The sequence below is a fragment of the Teichococcus aerophilus genome (genome assembly GCF_014490485.1).
In the GTDB taxonomy this organism is placed as follows: domain Bacteria; phylum Pseudomonadota; class Alphaproteobacteria; order Acetobacterales; family Acetobacteraceae; genus Pseudoroseomonas; species Pseudoroseomonas aerophila.
Genome location: NZ_JACTVA010000002.1, coordinates 145,335 through 170,618, shown reverse-complemented (window position 1 = coordinate 170,618; position 25,284 = coordinate 145,335). Strand labels below are relative to the sequence as shown.

Below are 25,284 nucleotides of genomic sequence, written 5' to 3'. Positions count from 1 at the left end.
GCCGCCCCCGGCCCGGCGCAGGCGGGACATCACAGGCACGGGCGGCGGGACGCGGGAAGGGCTGGGACCATGGATTTCGAAGCACTGATCGGGGCCAATGACGGCGGCGTCGTGCAGATCCGCCGGGACCTGCACCGCCACCCGGAACTGGCCTTCCTGGAGTACCGCACCGCCGCCAAGGCTGCCGGGCTGCTGTCCGCGCTGGGTTGGCAGGTGAAGGCGGGGCCGGAGGTGATGGACGCTTCCACCATGCTGAACCCGCCGGACGCCGAGGCCGTACATGCCGCCCAGGCCCAGGCCCTTGCCGAAGGCGCGCCCGCGGAGTGGATCGCCCGGATGCCCGGCGGCCAGACCGCGGTGGTGGCGGAGCTGAGCCGGGGCGAAGGCCCTACCGTCGCCTTCCGTTTCGACATGGACGCGCTGCCGGTGGCCGAGACCGAGGCGGAGGCGCACCGGCCGAACCAGGGCGGCTACCGCTCCACTCACCCGGGCGTCATGCATGCCTGTGGGCATGATGGCCACACCGCCATCGGCCTGGCCCTGGCCGCGCGGCTGGCGCAGCCGGCCACGCGCTGGCGCGGCCGCATCAAGCTGATCTTCCAGCCGGCCGAGGAAGGCGGGCGCGGTGCCCAGCCGATGGTCGCTGCCGGCGTCCTGGACGATGTGGACCACCTGTTCGTCGGCCATCTGGGCTGCCTGCTACCCAGCGGGCAGATCGCGCCGGTGGCCACCGACTTCCTCTATTCCAGCAAGATCGACGCGACCTTCACCGGCCAGGGCGCCCACGCGGCCATGGGGCCGCAGGAAGGTCGTAACGCCTTGCTGGCCGGCGCGGCCGCCGCCCTGGGCTTGCACGGCATCACCCGCTATGCGGAAGCCGTCACCTTCGTGAATGTTGGCGTCATGCGCGCCGGCAGCGGGCGCAACGTGGTGGCCGACCGCTGCCACCTGATGCTGGAAGTGCGCGGCAGCACCGAGGAAGCCCTGGCCTTCATGCGCCGCCGCGCCCGCGAGGTGCTGGAAGGCGCTGCCGCCATGCAGGGCGTCTCCGTCACGATGGAGGACATGGGCGGCACCATCGGCTTCACCCCCAGCGAGGCCGCCGCCGCGACGGTGGCCGACATCGCCGCCGGCGTCGAGGGCATCGCCCAGGTCGTACCGAGTTGGCCGATCGGGGGTGGCGACGACGCGACCTACCTGATCAAGCGCGTGCAGGACCGTGGCGGCAGCGCCACCTACTTTATGCTGGGCAGCGACCTGGCCGGCATCCACCATGCCGCGGATTTCGATTTCGACGAGGCGTCGCTCCGGCAGGGCGTCGATCTCCTGGCGGGCATCGCGGACAAGCTGCTCGCCCCGGCTGACTGATCAGGCAAGGAAAAGTCTCATGACGCGGATCGACAAGCTGGCCTTCGGGCGGCGGCAGGCGCTGGGCGCCCTGGCTTTCGCGGGCCTCGCCCTGCGGCCGGGCCTGGGCCATGCAACCGGTGGCAGCGGCACCGTCGTCGCCGCCATCGACAACGACCCTCCGACGCTGAACCCCGGCATCTCGACCGATTACGCGACCGGCGAAATCGCCGCCAAGATCTATGAGAGCCTGGTCTGGCTGGATGTCGAATCCACGCCGCAGCCCTCCCTGGCGACGAGCTGGGAGGCGGCGTCGGATGGCCGTACCTACAGCTTCAAGCTGCGCCAGGGTGTCACCTGGCATGACGGCAAGCCCTTCACCGCGGCCGACGTGAAGTTCACCTTCGACGAGGTGCTGGGCAAGCTGCACCCCCGCATGGCCGCCGTGCTGAAGAGCCTGGGCGCCGTGATCGAGACGCCGGACGACCACACGGCGGTATTCCGCCTGCAGCGCGGCTATGCCCCCTTCCTGGTGCAGATGACGGTGTTCGACGCGCCGATCCTGCCGAAGCACCTGTTCGAGGGCACTAACATTCCCGCCGCGCCGGCCAGCCAGGCGCCCGTCGGCACCGGCCCGTTCAAGTTTCAGGAATGGAACCGCGGTGCCAATATCCGCCTGACCCGCAACGAGAACTATTGGGACAAGCCCAAGCCGTACCTGGCCGAAGTGGTGTTCCAGATCGTGCCGCAAGCCGCCAACCGCTCCGCCGGCCTGCAGACGGGCGAGCTGGACGTGGTCAGCGACTTCTACATGCCCAAGCCCGACCTGCCCCGGCTGATGCGGGATGCCAGCCTGCAGAACCGCCAGGGCATCAACATCCCGGCCATCTGGTTCGCCATGTTCAACACCAAGTCGCCCGTCTTCGCGCAGAAGGAAGCGCGGCAGGCGGTGGCCATGGCGGTGGACCGGCCGCGTTTGGTGCAACAGGTGATGCGCGGCATCGCCCGCCCCGGCGTCGGCGCGTTCGGCGATGGCTTCAAGTGGCTGGTCAATGCCGATGTCAGCTACGACAAGAAGTACCCGCTGGACGCCACCAAGGCGAAGGCATTGCTGGAGAAGGCGGGCTATGACGGCTCGCCCATCCGCATGGTGTTCGATGCCGCGCGGCCGCAATTGCGCAGCGAGGCGCAGATCATCCGCGAAAATCTCCGCGCCATCGGCATGGATGTGCAGTTGGAGCCGCTGGAACGCTCCGTGATGCTGGACCGCGTCTTCGCCAAGCGCGAGTTCGACATCACGCTGCAGTCGTTCTTCTCCGCCGGCGACCCCGCCATCGGCTACACCCGCCTGTACGCGACCACCACCAGCGGCACCAACAACAATGCCTCCGGCTATTCCAATCCCAAGGTGGACGAGCTGCTGGCCGAGGCCGCCACGGCGCCGGACCGGGACCGCCGCGCCGCGCTGTACAAGGAATTGCAGGTCATCCTGAACGAGGATCTGCCTAGCCTCGTGCTGTTCGACGAGGAAACGGTGAACGTCGCCACCAAGCGCGTATCCGGCCTGTGGAGCTCGGTCGATGCGCGCGATCGCTGGGCCGGCGTTCGCATTCAGGGGAACTGAGTTGTCACTGAGGCAGTACAGGCGGCCGGGTCAATGAGAGCCGGTGCCTTGATGTGGTTCGTGGCACGGCGGCTGTTGCACGCCGTGCCGCTGCTGTTCTGCGTGGTGGTACTGAACTTCGTGCTGATCGCCGCCACGCCCGGCGACCCGGTGACCATCCTGGTCGGCGACTTCCCCGCGCCGCCCGGCTATGTCGAGCAGGTGAAGCGCGAGTTCGGGCTGGACCAGCCGATCTACGTGCAGCTGATGCGCTATCTCGGCCACGTGTTGACCGGTGACCTCGGCTACTCCTTCGCCAACCGCCAGCCGGTGTCCACGCTGATCCTCGGCCGGCTGGCCGCCACGCTGGAACTGACGCTGACGGCGCTGCTACTAGCCTCGCTGCTTGGCATCGCGCTGGGCATGCTGGCGGCGCGCTGGCGTGGCAGCTGGCTGGATTCCGGCGTGCAGGGCATCGCCTCCACCGGCTATTCCATTCCGGATTTCTGGCTGGGCCAGTTGCTGATCCTGGTCTTCTCCATCTGGCTCGGCTGGTTGCCGTCGCAGGGCAACATGTCGGTCCGCGGCGCGCCGGAAGGCTTCGCCGGCTTTCTGGACCATTTGCGCTACCTGCTGCTGCCGGCCCTTGCTCTCTCCTTCCGCTACCTGGCGCTCATCGCGCGCATCACCCGCGCGGCGATGCTGGAAGTGCTGAGCGCCGACTTCATCCTGGCCGCGCGCTCGCGTGGTGCGTCAGAGACCAGCGTGATGATCACCCATGCGCTGCGCAACGCGGCGGCACCGGTCATCACCGTCATCGGCTATAATCTCGGCTTCATCCTGGCCGGCTCGGCGCTGATCGAAACCGTATTTGGTTGGCCCGGCATCGGCAGACTGTTGTTCGACAGCATTTCCCGCCGCGACTACCCGGTGATGATGGCCATCCTGCTGATGGTGTCCGTCACCGTCGTCCTCGCCAACCTGGCGACCGACATCCTGCACCGCGCCATCGACCCGCGGGTGGGCGACCGATGAGCGCGCCGCTCAACCCACAGGCCGAAGCCATCGCCACCTCGCGCGGACCCGGCTTCCTGCGCCGCCTTTGCCGCTCCCGCACCGCCATGCTGGCGCTGGGCTTCATCGGGCTGGTCATCCTGCTCGCCGCGCTGGCCCCGTTCGTGGCCGGGCACGACCCGATGGTCGGCGGCGATGATGCCATGCTGCCGCCGCTCTCGCCCGGCCACTGGTTGGGCACGGACGATCTCGGCCGCGATGTCTGGGCGCAGACCGTCTATGGCGCCCGGGTCTCGCTGATGGTGGGGCTGGTCACCGCCCTGTTCGCCGTCTCCATCGGTGTCGTCGTCGGCGGTCTGGCCGGGTATTACGGCGGCTGGGTCGACACGGTGCTGATGCGCGTCTCTGAATTCTTCCAGACGCTGCCGCGCTTCGTCCTGGCGCTGATCGTCATCGCGCTGTTCGGCTCCGGCCTCTGGAAGGTGATCTTTGTCATCGCCATCCTGTCCTGGCCGCAGACGGCGCGGCTGGTCCGCGCGTCGGTCTCCAGCCTCCGGCAACAGCCCTTCGTCGATGCCGCCCGCGTCGGCGGCATGGGGGACCGCGCCTTGCTGCTGCGGGAGATCCTGCCCAACGTCGCGGCGCCGATCATCGTCACCGGCTCGCTGGATGTCGCCGCCGCCATCCTGCTGGAAGCCGGGCTAGGCTTCTTCGGCCTGGGCGACCCGAACCACATCTCCTGGGGCAGCATGCTGAACGAGGCGCAGCAATATCTTCGCATCGCCTGGTGGATGTCGCTGTTCCCCGGCCTGGCCATCGCATTGACGGTGCTGTCCTTCAACGTGCTGGGCGATGCCTTGAATGATGCGCTGAACCCGCGCAGCCGGGTGCGGTCGTGAGCGCGCCGTTGCTCGAGGTGCGTGACCTCTCGGTTGAGATCGCCGCCGGGCGGGAGAAGCTGCGCGTGGTGGAAGGCGTGTCCTTCTCCGTCGGCCGTGGCGAGGCGGTGGGGCTGGTGGGGGAGAGCGGCAGCGGCAAGTCGATGTCCGCCTTCGCCATCCTCAACCTGTTTCCCTCCCCGCATGCACGGATCGCTGGTGGCGATATCTGGCTGGAAGGGCGCAACCTGCGCGGGCTCTCGGCGCGCGAATGGCGTGGTGTCCGCGGCGCGCAGATCGGCATGGTGTTCCAGGACCCGTCCAGCTACCTCGACCCGCTGATCCCGGTCGGGCGCCAGGTGGCGGAGACGCTGCGGGCCCATGGCCGCAACGAAGGCGCCGAGGCCCGGGTCCTGGAATTGCTCGACCTGATGGAGTTGCCTAGCCCGGCCGAGGTCGCGCGCAAGTACCCGCACGAACTCTCCGGCGGCATGCGCCAGCGCATCCTGATCGCCGCCGCCCTGGCCCTGCGCCCCGCTCTGCTGATTGCCGACGAGCCGACCACGGCGCTCGACGTCACCGTACAGGCCGGCATCCTGGACCTGCTGACCCGGCTGCGGGTGGAACTGGACCTCGGCATCCTGCTGATCACCCATGATCTGGGTGTGGTGGCCGAGACCTGCCAGCAGGTGCACGTGATGTATGCCGGCACCATCGTCGAGCAGAACGAGGTGGGCGCGCTGTTCCGGCAGCCCCGGCACCCTTACAGCCAAGGCCTGCTGGGTAGCATGCTGGGGCCGGATAGCCGCGCTGGTAACCTGTTCTCCATCCCCGGTAGCGTACCGGGGGCGCGGGATATGCCGGCGGGTTGCCGCTTCCATCCGCGCTGCCCGATCTTCCAGCCCGGCCTGTGCGATACCGGCGAACCCGCCCTGGTGGACCGCACCGGCGGCGGCTCGGACCGCTGCCGCCGCTCCGGCGAATTCGACAATGCCTGGAGGCGGACCGCATGAGCACGCCGATCCTGGAAGCCCGCAGCGTCAGCCAGCTGTTCCCCATCCGCAGCCGGCAGCGGCTATTTGCCCGCACGGTGATGCAGCGGGCGGTGGACGGCATTTCCGTTTCCATCCACCCGGGCGAGGTCGTTGCCCTGGTGGGGGAAAGCGGCAGCGGCAAATCGACCCTCGGCCGCATGCTGCTGGGCTTGTTGCCGCCCAGCGAGGGAAGCATCCATTTCCGTGGTGAGCCGGTGGCCGGCCTCAGCGGTGATGCCGCGCGCAGGTTCCGCCGCGAGGTGCAGGTGGTGTTCCAGGACACCGGCGCCTCGCTGAACCCGCGCCACACCATCGGCCAGAGCGTCGCGCTGCCGTTGCAGCACAATCTCCGCCTGCCGGCGGGCGAGGTCGGCCGGCGGGTCGATACGCTACTGGACCAGGTCGGCCTCGCTCCAGCGCGGTTCCGGGAGCGGCTGCCGCACGAACTCTCCGGCGGCCAGCGGCAACGCGTCGGCATCGCCCGGGCCCTGGCCTCCGAGCCCTCGGTCATCATCGCCGATGAGCCGGTCTCGGCGCTCGACGTCTCGGTGCGTGCGCAGGTGCTGGAGTTGCTGGACCGGCTGCGGCGGCAACGGCAACTGGCCTATCTGTTCATCACGCATGACCTGGGCGTCGTCCGTGCCCTGGCCGACCGCGTGCTGGTCATGCAAGGCGGCCAGTTGGTAGAAAGTGGCGAGGTCGATGCGCTGCTGACCAGCCCGCAGCACGCCTATACGCAGCGTCTGCTGGCCGCCACGCCGGTGCCGGACCCCGCCCGGCAGGCGCAGCGCCTGGCGCAGGCGCTGGCGGGCCGGCCGGCATGAGGTCCGCCACGGCGCCCCTGGCCACCCGTAGCCCCGGAAGCTGAGCCAGCCAGGATGTTTCGCCAGAGCGGATTGCCCTCTCTTCGCTTCATGCCGAAAGGCGCCCAGTGGGTGATTCTTGTGGTGCTTTCCGCCCTGCTGGTGTTTGGCCTGACCTTGCTGCACCTGCCGGCCGCGCTGCTGCTAGGGTCCATGGCGGCGGCCATCCTGCTGGCAGCCGGCGGCGGCAATCTCGGCCTGGGCATGTGGCCCTTCACGCTTGCCCAGGGTGTGCTCGGCTGCCTCATCGCCCATAGTATCACCGCGGACATCCTGGGCGAGATCGCAGCGGACTGGCCCATCTTCATCGTGGGCGTCGCCGCCGTCATTGCCGTCAGCAGCATCCTGGGATGGTGGCTGGCCAAGCGGCAGATCCTGCCAGGCACCGCTGCCATCTGGGGTTCTGCGCCCGGCGCCGCCTCGGCGATGATGCTGATGGCGGAAGCGCATGGGGCCGATGTCCGGCTGGTCGCCGTCATGCTGTATCTACGCGTCGTGCTGGTGGCGCTGACCGCGTCCGTCGTGGCGCGCCTCTGGGCTTTGCCGGAAGCCATCGCGGCCGCCCCGGCCCCGCTATTCCCGCCGCTGGACTGGCTGCATTTCGCCCTGACCCTCGCCCTCGCCCTCGCCCTGGGGGGCGCGGTGCTCGGGCGGGTATCGCGCATCCCGGCAGGGGCGCTGCTGGTGCCGTTGGTGCTTGGGGCGCTGCTTCAGGGCTTTGGCCTGTTGAACATCGTACTGCCGCCCTGGCTGCTGGCGGCAAGCTATGCCGTGGTCGGGTGGAGCATCGGCCTGCGCTTCAATCGCCCGATCCTGATGTACGTGGCCCGCGCCCTGCCCCGCATCATCGCATCCACCATGCTGCTCATCGGCTTCTGCGGCGGCCTGGCGGTACTGCTGACCTACACGATGGGGATCGAACCGCTGACGGCCTACCTGGCCACCAGCCCGGGCGGCCTCGATTCCGTTGCCATCATCGCCGCATCCAGCCAGGCTGACCTCGCCTTCATCATGGCGATGCAGACGGCGCGCTTCCTGATCGTGCTGCTGGTGAGCCCCAGCCTGGCCCGGTTCGCCGCCAGCCGGCTGAACTTCCAGAAGGGGCCGGACTAAATCGCCAGGGCATGACGCGGCCACATCCGTTCGCGCACCATGCTGTCCGTCTCTGTTTGACCGCCTGATCCAGGCTCTATCGCGAGGACAGGCACGGGTTCCGCCGCGCGAAAGGCCGCAGCTCCGGCAGCAGACGGTTGACGTTGTCGTTCGCTGCCAACTCCGCCCGCCCGGCAGCGGACCAGCGGGCTGGCCTGATCGTCGGGCTGCTCATGGAACCGCTGAGGCGCACCGGCACATCCAGGGCGAAGGAACTGGTCGTCGAAGCCTCGCTGGAGACCGTCAGGTCGACCTGCCGCCGGAACACGTTGAAGCTGCCGCTGCCGGCGATGGTGCCGCTTTGCGTCCGTATCCGCAGCGGCGAGATGGTGCCCGCGCCCGCGCGCACGTCCAGCACCGCGACCAGGCAGGAGATGCCGGTCATCCCATCGGCGGAGCGGAACAGGCCGCGCACGTCCGTGGAGGCGATTTCGATCAGGCGGCGGGAGATGCTGCCGCCGCGCATATCGACCACGGCGGAGGCGCGTGCCTCGCGGCTGGCCGCATTCAGCGTGGCGCCTTCGGCGATGACGGCGAACTGGGCGTTCAAACGCCCCTGCAACGGCAGATTGCCGATGCCCAACAGGCGCCGCAGGCTCTGTGCCTCCATGCCGCTGACCAGCACCTTGGCGGTGATGCGGCCCCGGTTGCCTTCGCCAATGGCGGCGATCTGCCCATCCGCGTCGATCCGCGAGCCCGTATAGGTGAGGCTAAACGCCTTGACCGCGATCAGCCCGCTATCGAGTGACGCTTCCAGCGTGACGTTATCCGCCTCCACCCCGGCATAGAACAGTCGCTCGGCCGTGAGCTTGGCCTCGACCAGCGTGTCCGGTGCACGGTCGACCGCGAGGGAGAGGTCGGCGTTCGAACGGCTGCCACGCCGCCCCTCGCCCAGCAGCGCGTTGAGATCGAGCCGCCCGAACGCCACCTCGGCCTTGACCGCATCCGGCTGTCCGCGCGCCCCTTCGCGCAACTGAAGCAGCGGTGCCGTGAAGGTGGCGTCGTCGAGCCACCCGCTGGCATCGGTCATCCGCCAGAGATCGCCGCTACGCTCGAACGGCCCCTTCAATTGCAGCGTGATGTCGAGGTTGCTGGACACGCCCGCGATGGCCAGCAGGGCGGCCGACGTCGGGGCGTTCAAGTCCAGATTGCCCTTGGCTCCATCGACATTCAGCGGGTCGGTTAGCACGCCCTGGAAGGTCAGTTGGGTCTCGCCGGATGCCACCGCGATGCGGGCCTCATAGGGCTTGCCGGCTTCGCGCAGCGCCGCCAGCGGCGCGAGGTCCGCCTGCAACCGGATCGGGACATTGTTGTAGGCACCGGTCGCGGTCAGCACCAAAGGCTGGTCGTCGCCCTCGGTGCGCAACAGTGCATCCTCCAGCCTGATATGCAGGTCGGTCCCGCTGGTTGTCCGGTAGACCAGCTCGCTACCGGCGAAGCGCAGGTCGTAGAGGCCGGGGAAGCTGGCCCTGGCGTCCCCGGCCTGCGCATTGGCGGGGGGAGCCGATCCGAACTGCCAATTTCCGCGCCCTTCCGGCGTACGGGCGAGGAAGACCTTCGCGCCCTCCACCGTCGCGCGCCGGATGACAACGGGCCCGCGGATCAACGAGAAGACATCGACCTCGGCGTCCAGGCGCGCCAGTTGCACCACGGGCTCCCCGGCGAGGGCAGGCAGGTTATCGACCCGGACGTCCTTCAAGGATACCGAGATCCACCGCCCCGGCGTCAGGCGGAGGGAGCCCACGCTGACCGGCCGCTCCAGGGCGGCGCCCAGGCGTGCGGCGGCGAGGCCGGCGAAGTCGAAGCGGCCAGCGGCGATCCAGGCGCTCCCTGCCAGCAAGACGAGGAGCAGTATGGCGGCGCCGATCCATCGAACCACGTCCTACTCCCCAGCCCGTAAGCCGATTGACGAATAGGGCGAAAGCCGCGTCCTGGATATGCGCAACTGCTAACGCCTTCCGGCCGGTGCGCCAGGTATTGGCCCAGTGCCGAACCATCATCGGCCCCTCAGGCAGCAGGTCATACAGCCAGGCGATCAAGCCCAGTTATCGGCTCGCCATGACTGGCACAAAGCTCGGCACATCTTTGCCTTTGCTTCGAAGGGCCGGCCGAAGGCGCGCGCTAGCCGTCAGATCGGAGCGGGCACGCAGCGCAGGCTTGGCCGGCATACCTTCCCACCGTCCGGCCGCCCAGCGATGGTCATTGGCAGCTATCAGATCCGATGCCGGACCTGTCGGAAACCATTACACATTAATATCTATATAGCAATGTTCTGGAAATTTTCCTTTCTTAAACAAGAATTTATGCGCTGGCATGATTACTGCAATTCCCTCGTTACACCGCGCCCCGACGGGCTGGTGATCCGATGCGTAGACGAGGAGATGTCGTTGTCCCGCAGGTCTTCTGGAGTTGCCCCGGCAGCTCTCGCCTGGCTCCCCCGGCCCGCTTCCAGCGTGGCCCGGATCGGCTATCCCCACCTGATCCCTCCCGAGATCCCCCGCCTCTCGCAGCGGCCCACCCGCCCCTATCAGCGGCCCGCAGAAGCCCCCCACTGAGCCGCTCCGTCCCGAGTTGACCCGCCCCGGAATCAAGGCCGGCCCGCGTTGCGGAACCAGCGCTGCTGGCCGGCGCGCACGGCACGTGCGCAACCACGTCCTCCAAGAAAGATCCAACAATGGCCGATATTCTTCCCATAGTGGTGCAGGCTGAAGCCGGCACGATCACGCTGGTGGCCGCTGCCGACGCATCCAGCACCATGGTGCGCGATCCGCAGAACCCGGAGAGCAACGCGACGCTCCCCAACGGCCTCCGCCCCGGCTTTAGCGGCACCGGCTACCTCGATTTCGGCAACGACGCCGGTGATACGGTCAGCTACACGGTCTCCGTCGCCGCGGCCGGCACTTACGATCTCAACATCCGCTACGCCTCGCAGCCCGCCGGCAACGCCACCCGCTCGCTCGTCGTCGGCGTCAACGGCGCCAGCACCGGCAGCACCACCTTCCCCAACACCGGCCCCGGCACTGGCCCGGTCGAGCAACAGGGCTTCAATGTCTGGGGCTTCCTGACGCTCCCGGTCACCCTCGCCGCCGGCAACAACACCCTCACCTTCGCCATCCCGCCCGGCCAGACCACCGGCCCCAACATCGACCGGCTTGAGATCACCACGCTCGGCAGTGGCCCGATCCCGCCCGACACCTCGGCCGACCAGGACGGCAACCTGCTCCTCGACGGCCCCGACGCTCCGCTTTCCGCCGCAGCCGCGGCGGCCATCAACTTCAACATCGCCGGTGTCGACGCCGACATCGTGAAGATCGAAATCAGCTTCGACGGCGGCGTGACGCGCCAGGACATCACCACGCGCGTCGAAGCCGATGGCGACTTCGTCTTCGACGGCTCCGCCCTGCCTCCCGGCAATGCCACCGCGACCGTCTATGTCACCGACGCCGCCGGCCATGTCGCCTCCAGCGCCGCTGCCATCACCATCGCCCAGCCTTCCGTCCCCGCCGTCCCGATCCGCATCGAGGCAGAGGACTTCACCCAGCGCGGCGCCTTCCTGCGTGAGGCCATTGCCGGCACGTCTGACGGCCAGGTCATCCGCTTGAACACCAATGTCAGCGGCGCTGCTTCCACCAGCCTCGCCGCCGCCGGTGTCGCCAACGGCACCTTCGACGTCTCCATCGCCTTCATCGATGAGAATGACGGCGTCATCGCCGCCTCGCTGTGGATCGATGGCGTCAAGGTCGGGGACTGGAGCTTCAACAACGCCACCCCCGGCAATGGCAAGGAAATCGCCAACCTCCGCTTCGCGACCTTCTCCGACGTCGTCGTCGGCCCCAACTCGGTTGTCGAGCTGCGCGCCACTTCGAACGCCAAGGAACTGGCCCGCATCGACTACATCGAGTTCACCCCGGCCGCGCCAGGCCCGGTGAACCAGGCACCCATCGTCGCCGATGCCATCGAGGACCAGGCCGCCAAGGCCGGTGACGCCTTCTCCCTCACCCTGCCCGCCGGCACCTTCACCGACGCCGACGGCGATGCGCTGACCCTCGCCGTCTCCGGCCTGCCGCAGGGCGTGACCTTCAACCCGGCCACCGGCACCTTCACCGGCACCCCGGCGCAGCCCGGCACCTACCAGGTCGTCGTCACCGCGACCGACACCGCCAACGCCTCCGTCTCCGACACCTTCGCCATCGTCGTCGCACCGGCTGATGTCGCCCCGGGCCAGACCATCCGCATCGAGGCGGAGGACTTCACCCAGCGCGGCGCCTTCCTGCGTGAGGCCATTGCTGGCACGTCCGACGGCCAGGTCATCCGCCTGAACACCAATGTCAGTGGCGCTGCCTCCACCAGCCTCGCCGCCGCCGGTGTCGCCAACGGCACCTTCGACGTCTCTATCGCCTTCATCGATGAGAATGACGGCGTCATCGCCGCCTCGCTGTGGATCGATGGAGTCAAGGTCGGGGACTGGAGCTTCAACAACGCCACCCCCGGCAATGGCAAGGAAATCGCCAACCTCCGCTTCGCGACCTTCTCCGACGTCGTCGTCGGCCCCAACTCGGTTGTCGAGCTGCGTGCCACTTCGAACGCCAAGGAACTGGCGCGCATCGACTACATCGAGTTCAAAGCCGCTACGCCCGGCCCGGTGAACCAGGCGCCCATCGTCGCCGATGCCATCGAGGACCAAGCCGCCAAGGCCGGTGACGCCTTCTCCCTCACCCTGCCCGCCGGCACCTTCACCGACGCCGACGGCGATGCGCTGACCCTCGCCGTCTCCGGCCTGCCGCAGGGCGTGACCTTCAACCCGGCCACCGGCACCTTCACCGGCACCCCGGCGCAGCCCGGTACCTACCAGGTCGTCGTCACCGCGACCGACACCGCCAATGCCTCCGTCTCCGACACCTTCGCCATCGTCGTCGCGCCCGCCGATCCGGTGCCCTTCACCCCGATCGTCCTGCAGGCGGAGGCCGGCGCGATCACACTGGTGGCTGCCGCCGATGCGTCCAGCACCATGGTGCGCGATCCGCAGAACCCTGAGAACAACGCGTCCCTGCCCAACGGCCTGCGTCCTGGCTTCAGCGGCACCGGCTATCTCGATTTCGGCAACGATGCTGGCGATACGGTCACCTACACGGTCTTCGTCGCTCAGGCCGGCACATACGACCTCAACATCCGCTACGCGTCGCAGCCCCCCAGCGGCACTGCCACGCGCTCGCTTGTCGTCGGCGTCAACGGCGCCAGCTCGGGCAGCACCACATTCCCGAACACCGGCCCCAGCACCGGGCCTGCGGAGCAGCAAGGCTTCAACGTCTGGGGCTTCGTGACTCTTCCGGTCACCCTGACCGCCGGTAACAACACCCTGACCTTCGCCATCCCGCCCGGCCAGAACACCGGGCCGAATCTGGACCGCATCGAGATCACCGCCGCCAATTCCGGCCCGATCCCGACGGACACGTCGGCCGACCAGGATGGCAATCTGTTCCTGGATGGCCCCGACGCACCGCTCTCCGGCGCTGCCGCGGCGTCCATCAACTTCAACATCGCCGGTGTCGACGCCGACGTCGTTAAGATCGAGATCAGTTTCGATGGCGGCGTGACGCGCCAGGACATCACCACTCGTCCCGACGCCGATGGCGACTTCGTCTTCGACGGCTCTGCCCTAACGCCGGGAAATAAGACCGCGACCGTCTACGTCACCGACGCCGCCGGCAACGTGGCCTCCAGCGCCGCGTCCTTCACCATCGCGCAGCCGACCGGCCCCGTCGCGCCATTCACCATCCAGGCCGAGAACACCACTCTCGTCACGGTGCAGGATACCGGTGTCCCCACCGATGCCAGCTTTACTCGCGTCGTCGATGCAGCCCACCCGGATGCCACTGGCAACTACCGCGCCGGCGCCACGGGCGGCGGCTATATGGATTTCGGCGCCAATGCTGGTGATGCCATCACCTTCAACGTCACTGCGCCGGTTGCTGGCACCTACCTTGTCTCCATCCGCTACGCCAATGGCGGTGCTGCCAACCGCCCGCTGGAGCTCTCCCTCAACGGCGGCACCGCTACATCCGTCGACTTCGTGCCGGGGCCCGTCGTCGGCACCGGCGCGAATGCCAACGGCTGGGAGTCCTGGGTCACCAAGACCGTCGAAGTCACCCTGAACGCCGGTGCCAACACGCTCTCCCTCGCAATTCCCGCAGGCGCCACCAGCGGTCCTAACGTTGATCAGCTGACGTTCACCCACCAGGATGATAACACGCCGACCCCCTTCCAGGTTGTCATCGAAGGCGAGACTTTCACGCCGATCGACACCACCGGGACCGGCGCCCAGATCACCCAGCCGCGTACGCCTGCCAACACTGAGCCGAACCTTCCGCTGATACGCGATATGAATGGCGATGGTCTGTGGGACGGCTTCACCGGCCAGGGCTACATGGACATGGGCGGCCAGATCGGCGATGCCGCGTCCTTCGTCGTCAACGCCCCGGAAGCAGGGCTCTACACCTTCACCTTCCGCTACTCGAATGGCGGCAGCGACCAGGCCAACCGGCCGATGACGCTGACGATCGGCGGCCAGACCACCACGGTCAATTTCCCGGGTACCACCGTGAATGGCTGGGACAACTGGGCCACGGCCACCGTCGAGGTGCAGCTGGGCGCTGGTGCCAACACCATCGCCATCGCCAACACCGTCGCTAACGGGCCGAACATCGACAACGTGACCATCACGCGTGATGACACCGTCCCGGTCGACCCACGTGACCAGATGGTGTTCGAACCGGTCATCAAGGTGAACTTCCAGCCGGCACCGGGCCAGGCCAGCAATGGCCTGCCCGCCGGCTATGTCACCCCAGCCGGCTTCGTGGCCGATATGGGCGCTGCCTTCGGAGACCGCGGCAACGGCTTCAGCTATGGCTGGGTGACGGAAGCCAGCGTGGCCGACGGCACCGCCAATGGCACCATCGCCGCCGCGCAGCCCGCCAACGCGCATTGGTACAAGGGCACGGTGGGCGGTGCCTCCGATCTGCAGAAGACGTATGCCCACTTCGAGTATCCGGGCGCCGGCGCGGCCGGTGCGCGGGCCTGGGAAATGGCGCTGGCCAACGGCACCTACCAGGTGAAGATGTCGATCGGCGACACCGCCGGTGCGTTCGACAGCAGCTACCTCGTCCGCCTGGAAGGCCAGCAGGCCGGCTCCGCCTGGACGCCCGCCAATCCGGTGGACGGCTCGCAGGCTGGCGGCGGCTTCCGCTCCACCCTGGTCACCCGCATCGTGCAGGTGACGGATGGCCGTCTGACCATCGACTCGATCGGCGGGACCAACACCGAGATCCAGTATCTCGAGATCGAGCGCGTGCCGGACCTGACCCCGGGTGACGGCCGCACCGCCGACCTGGACTACTCGTTCTTCGCCGCCCCGGTGGCCGCCTACCTGAACGACCAGGTGACCATCGAGATTGGTAGCGACGGCAGCCTGCCGACCGGCATCAACCCGCTCTCCAGCCTCGTCGTCGGCGTGAACGTGCAGGCCCCGGACCATCGCGGCCCCAACATCTCGCACGTTGACAACATCAAGCTCGTCGAGACCCTGACGGGCATCGAAGTCGCCATCGACGTGCAGATCAGCGGCGGTGCCGACTCCCTGACCATCCGCCCGCTGCAGCCGCTGAAGGAGTTCACCAGCTACACGCTGAAGGTCGAGGATGTCCTGGATCTCGGTAGCATCACCGATGGCACCGCGCCGCTGCACCAGATGCAGGACCTGACCACCACCTTCACCACGGGTGTGGCCCCGCCGGTCGAGCCGGCGCGTGAGGTGGCCTTCACCACGGACGTCCTGCTCAACGGCTTCGCCGATGGCGCGGGCGGCTACACCACCATTGAGTTCGGCCCGGACGGCAAGCTCTACGTCGCCACCATCACCGGCGAGATCCATCGCTGGGCCGTGAACGCCGATGGCACGATCAACAAGGCGTCGCAGGAGACCCTGTCGCTCAGCTACCTGGCGCTGCCGGGCGGGGAGCGCCGCGGGATCGTCGGCTTCGTATTCGATCCCGAAGATGCCAACACCATCTGGATCTCCGACAACTACGCCATCCCGCGCGAGAACAAGGCCTTCGATACGCCCGAGTTCTCCGGCCGCATCAGCAAGATCACGCTGGGCACCAATGGCTCCTTCCAGGGCGTCACGGCGGAAACCTATATCGACGGCCTGCCCCGTTCGGGCGGCGATCACCTGACCAACAGCCTGGAATTCCGCGCCAACCCGGATGCGGGCGATGCGGGTGAGCCGAACTACCTGCTCTACGTTTCCCAGGGCTCCAACTCCGCCGCTGGCGCCCCCGACGGCGCCTGGGGCAACCGCCCCGAGCGGCTGCTCAACGCAGCGGTGCTGGAGATCGACCCGTCGCGGGATGCGCCGACGGGCGGCTACAACGTGCGGACCGAGCCGGTCGGCGCACCGACGACGGTCAACCCCGCCGGCAACTTCAACAATGACGGTACCTATCCGGGCTTCTACAACCCGTTCGCTGCCGACGCGGTGCTGAAGATCTTCGCCACGGGCGTGCGCAACGCCTATGACCTGGTCTGGCACTCGAACGGCCACCTGTATGCGCCGACCAACGGCACCGCCTCCGGCGGCCGGACGCCCGATGATCCGACCCAGGCTGGCAGCCAGGTCATCACCAACTCGCCCAAGCAGCTCGACTACTTCTTCACGGTCGAGGAAGGCCAGTATTACGGCCACCCCAACGTGCTACGTGACCAGTACGTCCTCAATGGCGGCAACCCGACCGCGGGCGTCGATCCGAACGAGGTGACCGACCGCAAGGACGGCAACCCCAACAGCGATGGCTACGACCCCGGCGTGCTGCCGGATGCCGATTACGACAACAACCTGATCTACAGCCTGGGCTACAACCAGTCCCCCAACGGCGCGATCGAGTACAAGGGCACCGCCTTCGGCACCAACCTGAAGGGTGCCATCCTGTTCGCGCAGTTCTCCTCGGGCGATAACGTCCGGGCACTGCTGGTGGACGCACAGGGCAAGGTCATCGGCGACGACGTGCTGCGCCGGCCCGACGGCTCCATCATCGACGACTACATCGATCCGCTGGACATCATCGAGAACCCGGTGACCGGCCAGCTCTACCTGATGACGCTGAACCGCGGCACCGGCGCCAGCCAGCTGATCCTGCTGACCCCCGCCCCCGGCGGCGTGACGCAGGACACCACGGCCGACCAGGGCGGCGACCTGAAGATCACTCTGGTCACTGCCGCGGACCCCGAAAACGTCATCTTCGCCGTCACCGGCCTGGATGATGACATCACGGCCCTGCGTGTCAGCCTGAACGGCGGCGCGCCGCAGACCATCACCCTGGACGCCCAGAAGCGCTTCACCCTGGACGCCAGCAGCCTGAGCGGCAACGTCACCGTGTTGCTCGAGGTGACGGACGACGCGCAGAACCGTGCCACGACCACCGCGACCTTTACCCCGGGCCAGAACCCGGTCGGCCTCGTCTCCCTGGTGACCATCCAGGCCGAGGACAACACCCCGGCTGACGGCACCTCCGTCACCGTCTCCACCGGCGCCTCGGCGGAGATCAGGATCCGCACTGAAGCCAACCCGGAGACCGGCACCACCGGCCTCGTCAACGGCCTGCGTCCCGGCGCCTTCGGCCTGGACGGCAATACCAACAACAATGACGGCGTCGGCGGCGGCTATGCCGATTTCGGCGCCGTGGCCAACGACACGGTCACCTTCAGCTTCCAGGTGCCGACCGGCCAGGCAGGCCTTGGTGCCATCAAGATCCGCTACGGCAACGGTGGTACGGCGGACCGTCCGCTGGACGTGCTGGTCAACGGCGCCAGTATCGGCATCTTCGGCTTCAGCCCGCCCGCGGGCGTGACCGGCGACGCGGCCTGGAGCACCTGGCAGGTCATCGAGATCCCAGCCAACCTCGTCTCCGGCCTGAACACCGTCACCTTGCGCGCCACCACGGCCACGGGTCCGAATATCGACCAGATCGAGGTCATGGCCCCGCAGGCGTCGCAGCCCAACCCGACCTACACCTACTACGAGGCCGAGGCAGCCACCCTGGTCGGCGCCGTCATCGCGACGGATGACCGCAACCAGGAGGGCAGCGGCTATGTCGACTTCGACGGCACCGGCAACCAGTCCATCACCTGGACCGTCAACGCGGCCCAGGCCGGCGCCTTCGAGATCGCCTTCCGCTACGCCTTGGCCGCGACCAAGACGGATCGGCCGCTGGCGCTGACGGTCAATGGCGTCAGCCTCGGCACCGTCAACTTCCAGGGCTTCAGCAACGCAGCTGAGGACCAGTGGCAGTTCCAGACCACGCTGGTGAACCTGCTGGCCGGCGCCAACACCATCACCATTACCGCGCCCAACGCGGTCGGCCCGAATATCGACCAGCTGCGCATCACCAACACCGCGGCATCCGGGCCGTTCGTGCCGGACTATGTCGAGGTCAGCGGCGATACGCGGATGGAGCTGGAGCAGACGGCAGACCAGTCCACGCGCGTCCTCAACAGCCAGGCCGTCGAGTTCTACTTCACCGTCAACCAGGATGGCGCCTACGTCATCGACCTGGCCGCGAATGCCGGTGCGCCGAACGGCCAGGGGCTGACGCTGTACCTGAACGGCGTGATCGTCGAATCCCTCGCCTTCCCCGGCGCGGGCACGATCGGCGAGAGCTCGACCTACCTGCAGCTGGAAGCCGGCGAGCAGTACCAGCTGCGCGTCGTCTCCAACGCCCCTGGTGCCAGCTCGCTGGATTATCTCGACCTGCGGCCGATGCCCAGCAACGCGAATGCGGACATCGCCATCCAGAGCATGGACCCGGGCTTCTTCGACAACCGCCTGCACTTCAGCTATCTGGAAGATCCGGACGCGGTGAACCCGGCCGCCGTGGCGCGCGACTTCAAGGAGAGCGGTACGGTCCGCATCTCCAACACGGGCACCGAGCCGCTGTCCTTCCTGGCGGCAGACCTCGACGGTCCGTTCGTGCTGGCCAACCCGTCGGTCTTCCAGGGCCTCGTGCTGGCACCGGGGCAGTCGATTGACGTGGTGGTGCAGTTCAACCGTGCGGCCTACACGCCGCCGACCACCAATGTCGATGCGACCTCGACGGTGTTCCAGGGCTCCCTGCGCCTGATCACCAACGATGCGGATACCCCGATCTCGACCATTGACCTCGCCGGCTTCTGGCAGGCGCGGGACGAGGGCGGCCAGGAGCCCAACATCAACGAGGTCTGGAAGATCTTCGGCTTTGGCAATGTCATCGAGGGCCTCAGCACCCGCGGTGGTGGCGAGAGCTCCATCCTCGATGATTTCGACCTGTACCGGCCGCTGGACTCCACCGAGGTGATGTCGCCCTACTGGCGCATCGCGGATGGCTACAGCGCGGTGAAGGTCACGCATATCGCCGCCTTCCATGGCGATGGCGGCGCCACCTTCGGCATCCACAACCCGGGCAACAAGGGCCAGCAGGTCCAGCTCTGGAACCACGGCGGCAACCAGAACCAGAGCATCCTGCCACTGCTGGGCAACGGCAACTTCGCGACGGCCAACATCACCAACAGCACGATCCCGGATGCCTGGGTCGGCAACGAGATCTTCGGCATGTCCATCGCCGGGCTCTCGACCGACCCGCGCCTCAACCCGAATGGCGGCGGCACCCCGCCGGCCGGCACGGAAGGGATCCAGCGCGGCTACACGCATCGCGTGTTCCAGGCGGTGGACCAGGCCGGGAACGCCATCCCGAACGTCTTCCTGGCGGTGATGGACTACACCGGCATCAACTACGATTATAACGACAACATGATCCTGATCGAAGGGATCACGCCGGTCGGCTTCGGCCAGCTGCTCACCGTCCAGGGCCTGGACGATGCGGCCGCTGACCAGCGCCTCGTCTTCACCAATATCGACAACCCGGTGAACGCGTCGCAGGCCTTCCGCAACGAGGCCACCTTCACGCTGAAGAACGATGGCTTCGTCGCGCTGAACATTGCCAGCATCACGGTGGGCGACCCGGCCTTCCAGATCGTCGGCACCCCGCCCGCCTCCATCGCCGCCGGTGCCAGCGCGACCATCACCGTGCGCTTCGTCGGCATCCATGCCGGCACGACGGCCGGTGCGGATCTCTACAAGTCCACGCTGACCATCCGGTCGGACGACTTCGCCCAGGGCACCAAGGTCATCGCCCTGGCCGGCCTGGCGCAGGAGTTCTCCGAGAACAACTCGGAGCCCAGCGTCGCGCAGATCGTCGAGGCTTTCGGCTACTCCACCGACGTCGCCCAGGGTGAGCTGGCCGGTGGTGGCGTCGTCGAGACCATCGGTGACGAGGTCCTGCTGCCCTACCTGCAGCGCCTCGACACCGGCAAGGCGATCGAGGTGATCCAGATCGCCGCCTTCCTGAACCAGGGCAACGTCGCCCGGCTTGGCTTCCATGGCCTGACCTCATCCCAGGTCACGCCGCTCTTCGCCAATGACGACCAGCAGGGGCAGACCGTGCTGCCCGACCAGCTGGTCGCCGGCGCCGGGGCCGGAGCCAATGTTGCCCGCGCCACTATCAACCAGAACGGGCCGTTCGGCCTGTACATCTCGGTCGATGGCCGGCCGACCTACGCGTCGTGGAGCGACCCCGAGATCAACAAGATTGATCCGAATTTCGGGCAGCTCGTCGGCGACAACCAGGGCCACCTGATCCGTTTCTTCAAGGCTCTGGATGCCAACGGCGCGGTGATCGAGGGCACCTATATCGGCATCCAGGATTACCCGGGCGCCGGCAACTACGACTACAACGACCACATGTTCGTCATTAAGAACGTCAAGGCCTACGACCCCTCTGGCGTTCAGGATGCCAATAATGACGGCGTCATCGATGCCCTGCAGACGGATACCGACAACGACGGCACGGTAAACTTCTTCGACACCACGCCGTCCCCCGGCCAGCAGGCACCCTACGGCGGCATCGCGCCCAGCTTCACGGCCGGTACGCTCACCGTCGATGCCTCCAACTACGATACGGGCGGCCAGGGCGTTGCCTATAACGACAACCCCGGCAAGGACGGCGGGACCACGTTCCGTCCGAACGACGCGGTCGAGACCGTCGGCACGCAGAACGACATCGGCCACGTGCTGCCGGGCGAGTGGATCGAGTACACCATCAACGTCGCGCAGAGCGGCACCTACAAGCTCAGCCTGATGGCGAAGACGCCGCTCAGCAACGCGACCGTCGCGGTCTCGCTGGCTGGCGGGGCGACGCTGGCGACCGTGGCGCTGCAGGATGGTGGCACCAGCTTCAGCAACGCCCCGTTCCAGGCGACGGCTCCGGTGGAACTGTCGCTCGCTGCTGGCCTGCAGACGATCCGGCTGGCCTTCAGCGGCACGCCGCAGGCGGGCTCCGCCTACCTGCTCGACCTCCGCTCCTTCACCTTCGACTACGTGCCGACCGGGCCGGTGCAGACGCCGTTCGGCGGTACGCCCATCGCGGTGGGCACAGCCGGAGTGGTGGTCAACGCCGCGCTGTTCGACCTTGGTGGTCAGGGCGTCGCCTATAACGACACCACGCCCAACGTGGATGAAGGCGGCACGGCCGGCCGGAACGAGGGTGTCGACATCGTCGGCAACAACTCGGCCATCGGCTGGATCGCGAATGGCGAGTGGGTGGAATACACCATCAACGTCGCTCAGAGCGGGACCTACAACCTGTCCTTCCTCACCGCGCTGGGCGAGCAGACCACCGGCCGCGCCATCACGGCGACCTTCGAGAAGGCCGGTGCGGTCTACGAAGCCGCAACGCCGGTTCCTGTCGGCTTCTCCGGTGGCTGGACGACGTTCCAGCAGACGGGGGCCACCCAGGTCGACCTGGAAGCCGGCGTGCAGACGGTGCGCTTGGCTTTCTCTGGTGGCTCGATGGATCTGAAGTCCTTCAGCCTCTCCGCGCCGCAGCCCGCCCTGATGGCGGCTTCGGTGGCCGAGGACGACGCGATGTTCCTGTTCTCCGCGGCCGGCTTGCAGCAGGAGCCGCAGGACATCACGCCCCCCGACGCGACGGAGCCGGCAGCGGCCTACCAGATGGCCGAGGTCGCGGACGTGCCCATGGACATCCTGGTGCTCGACGAGGCCGCCCTGCGCGACCCCGACGCGAACCCGCTGAGCTGAAGGCGAGGCTCGGAACTGGCGTCATCGGGACCTCGTCCCGGTGACGCCTCCCTGAAAGACCAGGTTCAGCCGGTGCTTCCACCACGCCGGCGAAATCTCACCGAGGCACTCCGATGTCCAGCTTACTTCCCACCCGCCGGCCCAGCGTCTTCGCTTCCTGTCGTGGCGCCCTGCTGGGCGTGGCGGTTCTCAGCGGCTTGATCAACATCCTGTACCTGTCCGGCTCGGTGTTCATGCTGGAGGTCTATGACAGGGTCGTGCCCAGCCGATCGGTGCCGACACTGATCGGCCTGTCCGTCATCCTGGTGGTGCTCTATGCCTTCCAGGGCCTGTTCGACATCCTGCGCACACGCATCCTGTCCCGCGCCGGCGCGGCGCTGGACGAGGATCTCAGCCAGCCGGTGTTGCAGGCGCTGCTCAAGGCGCCGTTCACCGCCGGCAAGGACATCGGGCAACAACCGTTGCGGGACCTCGATCAGTTGCGGGCCTTCCTGGCCGGCAGCGGCCCCACGGCGTTGTTCGACCTGCCGTGGATGCCGCTCTACCTCATCATCTGCTTCGCCTTCCATCCGCTGATCGGCATCGTCGCCTGCGCTGGCGCCGCGCTGCTGATCGTGTTCACCTTGCTGACCGAAGTTCTTACCCGCAGCTCGACGCGCGAAGCCGTCGGCGCCGCGGTCCAGCGCAACGGCATCGCCGAATCCGCGCGCCGCAACGCCGAGGTCGTGAAGGCACTCGGCATGGGCCGGCGCATCGGTCGGCGCTGGGGCGATGCGAATGCCCGCTACCTTTCCCTCCAGCAGCGCACCTCGGACGTCTCGGGCGGCTTCGGCGCCACCTCGAAAGTCCTGCGCCTCCTGCTGCAATCCATCGTGCTCGCCGTCGGCGCCTACCTCACCATCAAGGGCGAAGCCAGCGGCGGCATCATGATCGCCTCTTCCATCCTGACCTCGCGCGCCCTGGCGCCAGTCGAGTTGGCCATCGCCAACTGGAAGGGCTTCGCCACGGCCAGGCAGGGTTGGAAGCGCCTCAACACCTTGATGGAAGCCAGCGGCCAGCAGGAGCCTCCGCTGCAACTGCCCGCGCCGAAGGCGATGCTGACGGTGGAGCAGGCCAGCACCGGCGCCCCTGGCACGCAGCGCCCGACCATCCAGGAAGTCTCTTTCCAGCTGCAGGCAGGCAGCGGGCTCGGCATCATCGGTCCCAGCGCGTCCGGCAAGTCGTCCCTGGCGCGCCTGCTCGTCGGCGTCTGGCCGGCCTGGCGCGGCAAGGTGCGGCTGGATGGCGCGGCGCTGGAACAATGGCAGTCCGAGCATCTCGGTACGCATCTTGGCTACCTGCCGCAGGATGTGGAGCTGTTCGGCGGCAGCGTCGCCCAGAACATCGCGCGCTTCGACGATGAAGCCACGCCCCAGGCCATTATCGCCGCCGCCATGGCCGCCGACGTCCACGACCTGATCCTGCAATTGCCGGAAGGCTACGAGACACAGATCGGCGAAGGCGGTGCGGCGCTTTCCGGCGGCCAGCGCCAGCGCATCGCCCTGGCCCGCGCCCTGTACGGCGACCCATTCCTGGTGGTGCTGGACGAGCCGAATTCCAACCTCGACGCTCGTGGCGAGCAGGCCCTGACCCGCGCGGTCGAGAACGTCCGCGCACGCGGCGGCATCGTTGTCATCATCGCCCACCGGCCCAGCGCACTGGCGGGCGTCGACCTGGTGATGATCGTCGGTGACGGGCGCGTCCAGGCCTTCGGGCCGAAGGATGAGGTCTTCAACAAGACCCTGCGTCCGGTGCCCGCGTCCGGCCTGCCCAGCGCCCCGGCCGCGCCCATCATGAGACCGGCCGAAGGCCGAGGAGCCGCGTCATGATCCTGCAATCCACCTCTCTCGCCCGCCGTTCCATCCGCCGGCACACGCGCATCGCGCTGCTGGCGACGCTCGCCCTGATCGGCGGCGTCGGCGGCTGGGCCTACACCACGGAACTTGCCGGCGCCGTCGTCGCGCAAGGCACCGTGGTGGTGCAGAGCAACGCCAAGAAGGTCCAGCACCCCACCGGAGGCGTGGTGGGTGAGATCCTGGCGCGGGAGGGTGACCGGGTCCGTAGTGGCGACGTTGTCATCCGCCTGGACCAGACCGTCACCCGCGCCAGCCTCTCCATGGTGTCCAAGAACCTCGACGAACTGGCCGCCCGCCAGTCCCGCCTGCTGGCGGAACGCGACGGGCAGCCGGAGATGGCGATGCCGCCCGAGTTGGCCGCACGCGCCGCCGAAGCCGGCGTCATGGAGCTGCTGCACGGCGAAAGGCGGCTGTTCGAGCATCGCCTGATCTCCCGCAACGGCCAGCGCGCCCAGCTGCGGGAGCGCGTCGTGCAGCTGCGCGAGCAGATCGACGGCCTCAGCCTGCAAGCCGATGCCAAGGCCGACGAAACCGCGCTCATCGGCAACGAGTTGCGCGGCGTGGAGCAGCTCTGGCGCCAGAACCTGGTGCCCATCACCCGCGTCATGGCGCTGCGGCGGGAGGAGACGCGGCTGCGTGGCGAGCGTGGCCAGCTGATCTCCGGCATCGCCCAGGCCCGCGGGCGAATCAGCGAAACCGAATTGCAGATCCTGCAGATCGACCAGGATCTCCGCAGCGAAGTCGCCAACGAGCTGCGCGAGGTGCAGGCCAAGATTTCCGAACTGGTCGAGCGCCGCATCGCCGCGCAGGATCAGCTGGACCGGATCGAGATCCGTGCGCCGCAGGATGGCGTCGTGCACCAGTCCCGCGTGCACACCGTGGGTGGCGTCATCGCCGCCGGGGAAGCGATCATGCTGATCATTCCGGAAGCCGATGAACTGTCCGTCGAGGTCAAGGTGCAGCCGCAGGATATCGATCAGTTGCTGCCGGGGCAGGAGACGATGCTGCGCCTCTCCGCCTTCAACCAGCGGACGACGCCGGAACTGCGCGGCAAGGTGCGCCTGATCGCCGCCGACCTGGTGACGGACGAGCGCACCGGCCTGCAATACTACCCGGTGCGGATCAGCTTCGCGGAAGGCGAGTTGCAACGCCTGTCGGTCAGCCTGCTGCCGGGCATGCCGGTGGAGACCTTTGCGCAGACCAGCTCCCGCACCGTGCTGTCCTACCTCACCCGGCCGCTCTGGGATGAAGTCTCCCGTGCGTTCCGGGAAGACTAAAGCGCCGTGCCCCGACTGGCGGCGTGAATCCCGCAAGCA

Annotated in this window: 11 protein-coding genes; 10 read left to right on the top strand and 1 reads right to left on the bottom strand. The window is 67.8% G+C overall.

The window, feature by feature from the left end; translation table 11 throughout:
* The first annotated feature begins 69 nt into the window (after nucleotides 1-69).
* The 7 genes from IBL26_RS01930 to IBL26_RS01900 all read left to right on the top strand — a co-directional run bounded on the left by IBL26_RS01930 (nucleotide 70) and on the right by IBL26_RS01900 (nucleotide 7,852).
* Complete coding sequence (locus tag IBL26_RS01930; protein WP_187782751.1) at nucleotides 70-1,368, top strand: amidohydrolase; 1,299 nt, start codon at nucleotides 70-72, stop codon at nucleotides 1,366-1,368.
* A gap of 19 nt (nucleotides 1,369-1,387) precedes the next feature.
* Complete coding sequence (locus tag IBL26_RS01925) at nucleotides 1,388-2,971, top strand: ABC transporter substrate-binding protein (protein WP_187782750.1); 1,584 nt, start codon at nucleotides 1,388-1,390, stop codon at nucleotides 2,969-2,971.
* Between the two features lie 51 nt (nucleotides 2,972-3,022).
* Nucleotides 3,023-3,985, top strand: coding sequence for an ABC transporter permease (locus IBL26_RS01920; RefSeq protein WP_241748898.1), 963 nt, complete (start codon nucleotides 3,023-3,025; stop codon nucleotides 3,983-3,985).
* Nucleotides 3,982-4,863: an ABC transporter permease gene (locus IBL26_RS01915; RefSeq protein ID WP_187782748.1), complete on the top strand. Its 882-nt coding sequence runs from the start codon at nucleotides 3,982-3,984 to the stop codon at nucleotides 4,861-4,863. The genes IBL26_RS01920 and IBL26_RS01915 overlap by 4 nt, the downstream gene beginning before the upstream one ends.
* Complete coding sequence (locus IBL26_RS01910; RefSeq protein WP_187782747.1) at nucleotides 4,860-5,855, top strand: ABC transporter ATP-binding protein; 996 nt, start codon at nucleotides 4,860-4,862, stop codon at nucleotides 5,853-5,855. Before IBL26_RS01915 ends, IBL26_RS01910 begins: the two co-directional genes overlap by 4 nt.
* A complete protein-coding gene (locus tag IBL26_RS01905) occupies nucleotides 5,852-6,700 on the top strand; it encodes an ATP-binding cassette domain-containing protein (RefSeq protein WP_187782746.1) in 849 nt (282 codons plus the stop codon). The genes IBL26_RS01910 and IBL26_RS01905 overlap by 4 nt, the downstream gene beginning before the upstream one ends.
* Before the next feature lie 111 nt (nucleotides 6,701-6,811).
* Nucleotides 6,812-7,852 (top strand): AbrB family transcriptional regulator, encoded by a 1,041-nt coding sequence (locus IBL26_RS01900; RefSeq protein ID WP_367615346.1) that lies wholly within the window; start codon nucleotides 6,812-6,814, stop codon nucleotides 7,850-7,852.
* Nucleotides 7,853-7,928: 76 nt separating this feature from the next.
* Here the strand turns inward: IBL26_RS01900 and IBL26_RS26050 are convergent, their stop codons facing one another.
* Nucleotides 7,929-9,770: an AsmA family protein gene (locus IBL26_RS26050; protein ID WP_187782744.1), complete on the bottom strand. Its 1,842-nt coding sequence runs from the start codon at nucleotides 9,768-9,770 to the stop codon at nucleotides 7,929-7,931.
* Nucleotides 9,771-10,565: 795 nt separating this feature from the next.
* Between IBL26_RS26050 and IBL26_RS01890 the strand changes: the two genes are divergently transcribed.
* The 3 genes from IBL26_RS01890 to IBL26_RS01880 all read left to right on the top strand — a co-directional run bounded on the left by IBL26_RS01890 (nucleotide 10,566) and on the right by IBL26_RS01880 (nucleotide 25,245).
* A complete protein-coding gene (locus IBL26_RS01890; RefSeq protein ID WP_187782743.1) occupies nucleotides 10,566-22,073 on the top strand; it encodes a carbohydrate-binding protein in 11,508 nt (3,835 codons plus the stop codon).
* 113 nt (nucleotides 22,074-22,186) lie between these two features.
* Nucleotides 22,187-23,941, top strand: coding sequence for a type I secretion system permease/ATPase (locus IBL26_RS01885; protein ID WP_187782742.1), 1,755 nt, complete (start codon nucleotides 22,187-22,189; stop codon nucleotides 23,939-23,941).
* Nucleotides 23,938-25,245: an HlyD family type I secretion periplasmic adaptor subunit gene (locus tag IBL26_RS01880; RefSeq protein WP_187782741.1), complete on the top strand. Its 1,308-nt coding sequence runs from the start codon at nucleotides 23,938-23,940 to the stop codon at nucleotides 25,243-25,245. The genes IBL26_RS01885 and IBL26_RS01880 overlap by 4 nt, the downstream gene beginning before the upstream one ends.
* Nucleotides 25,246-25,284: the final 39 nt, after the last annotated feature.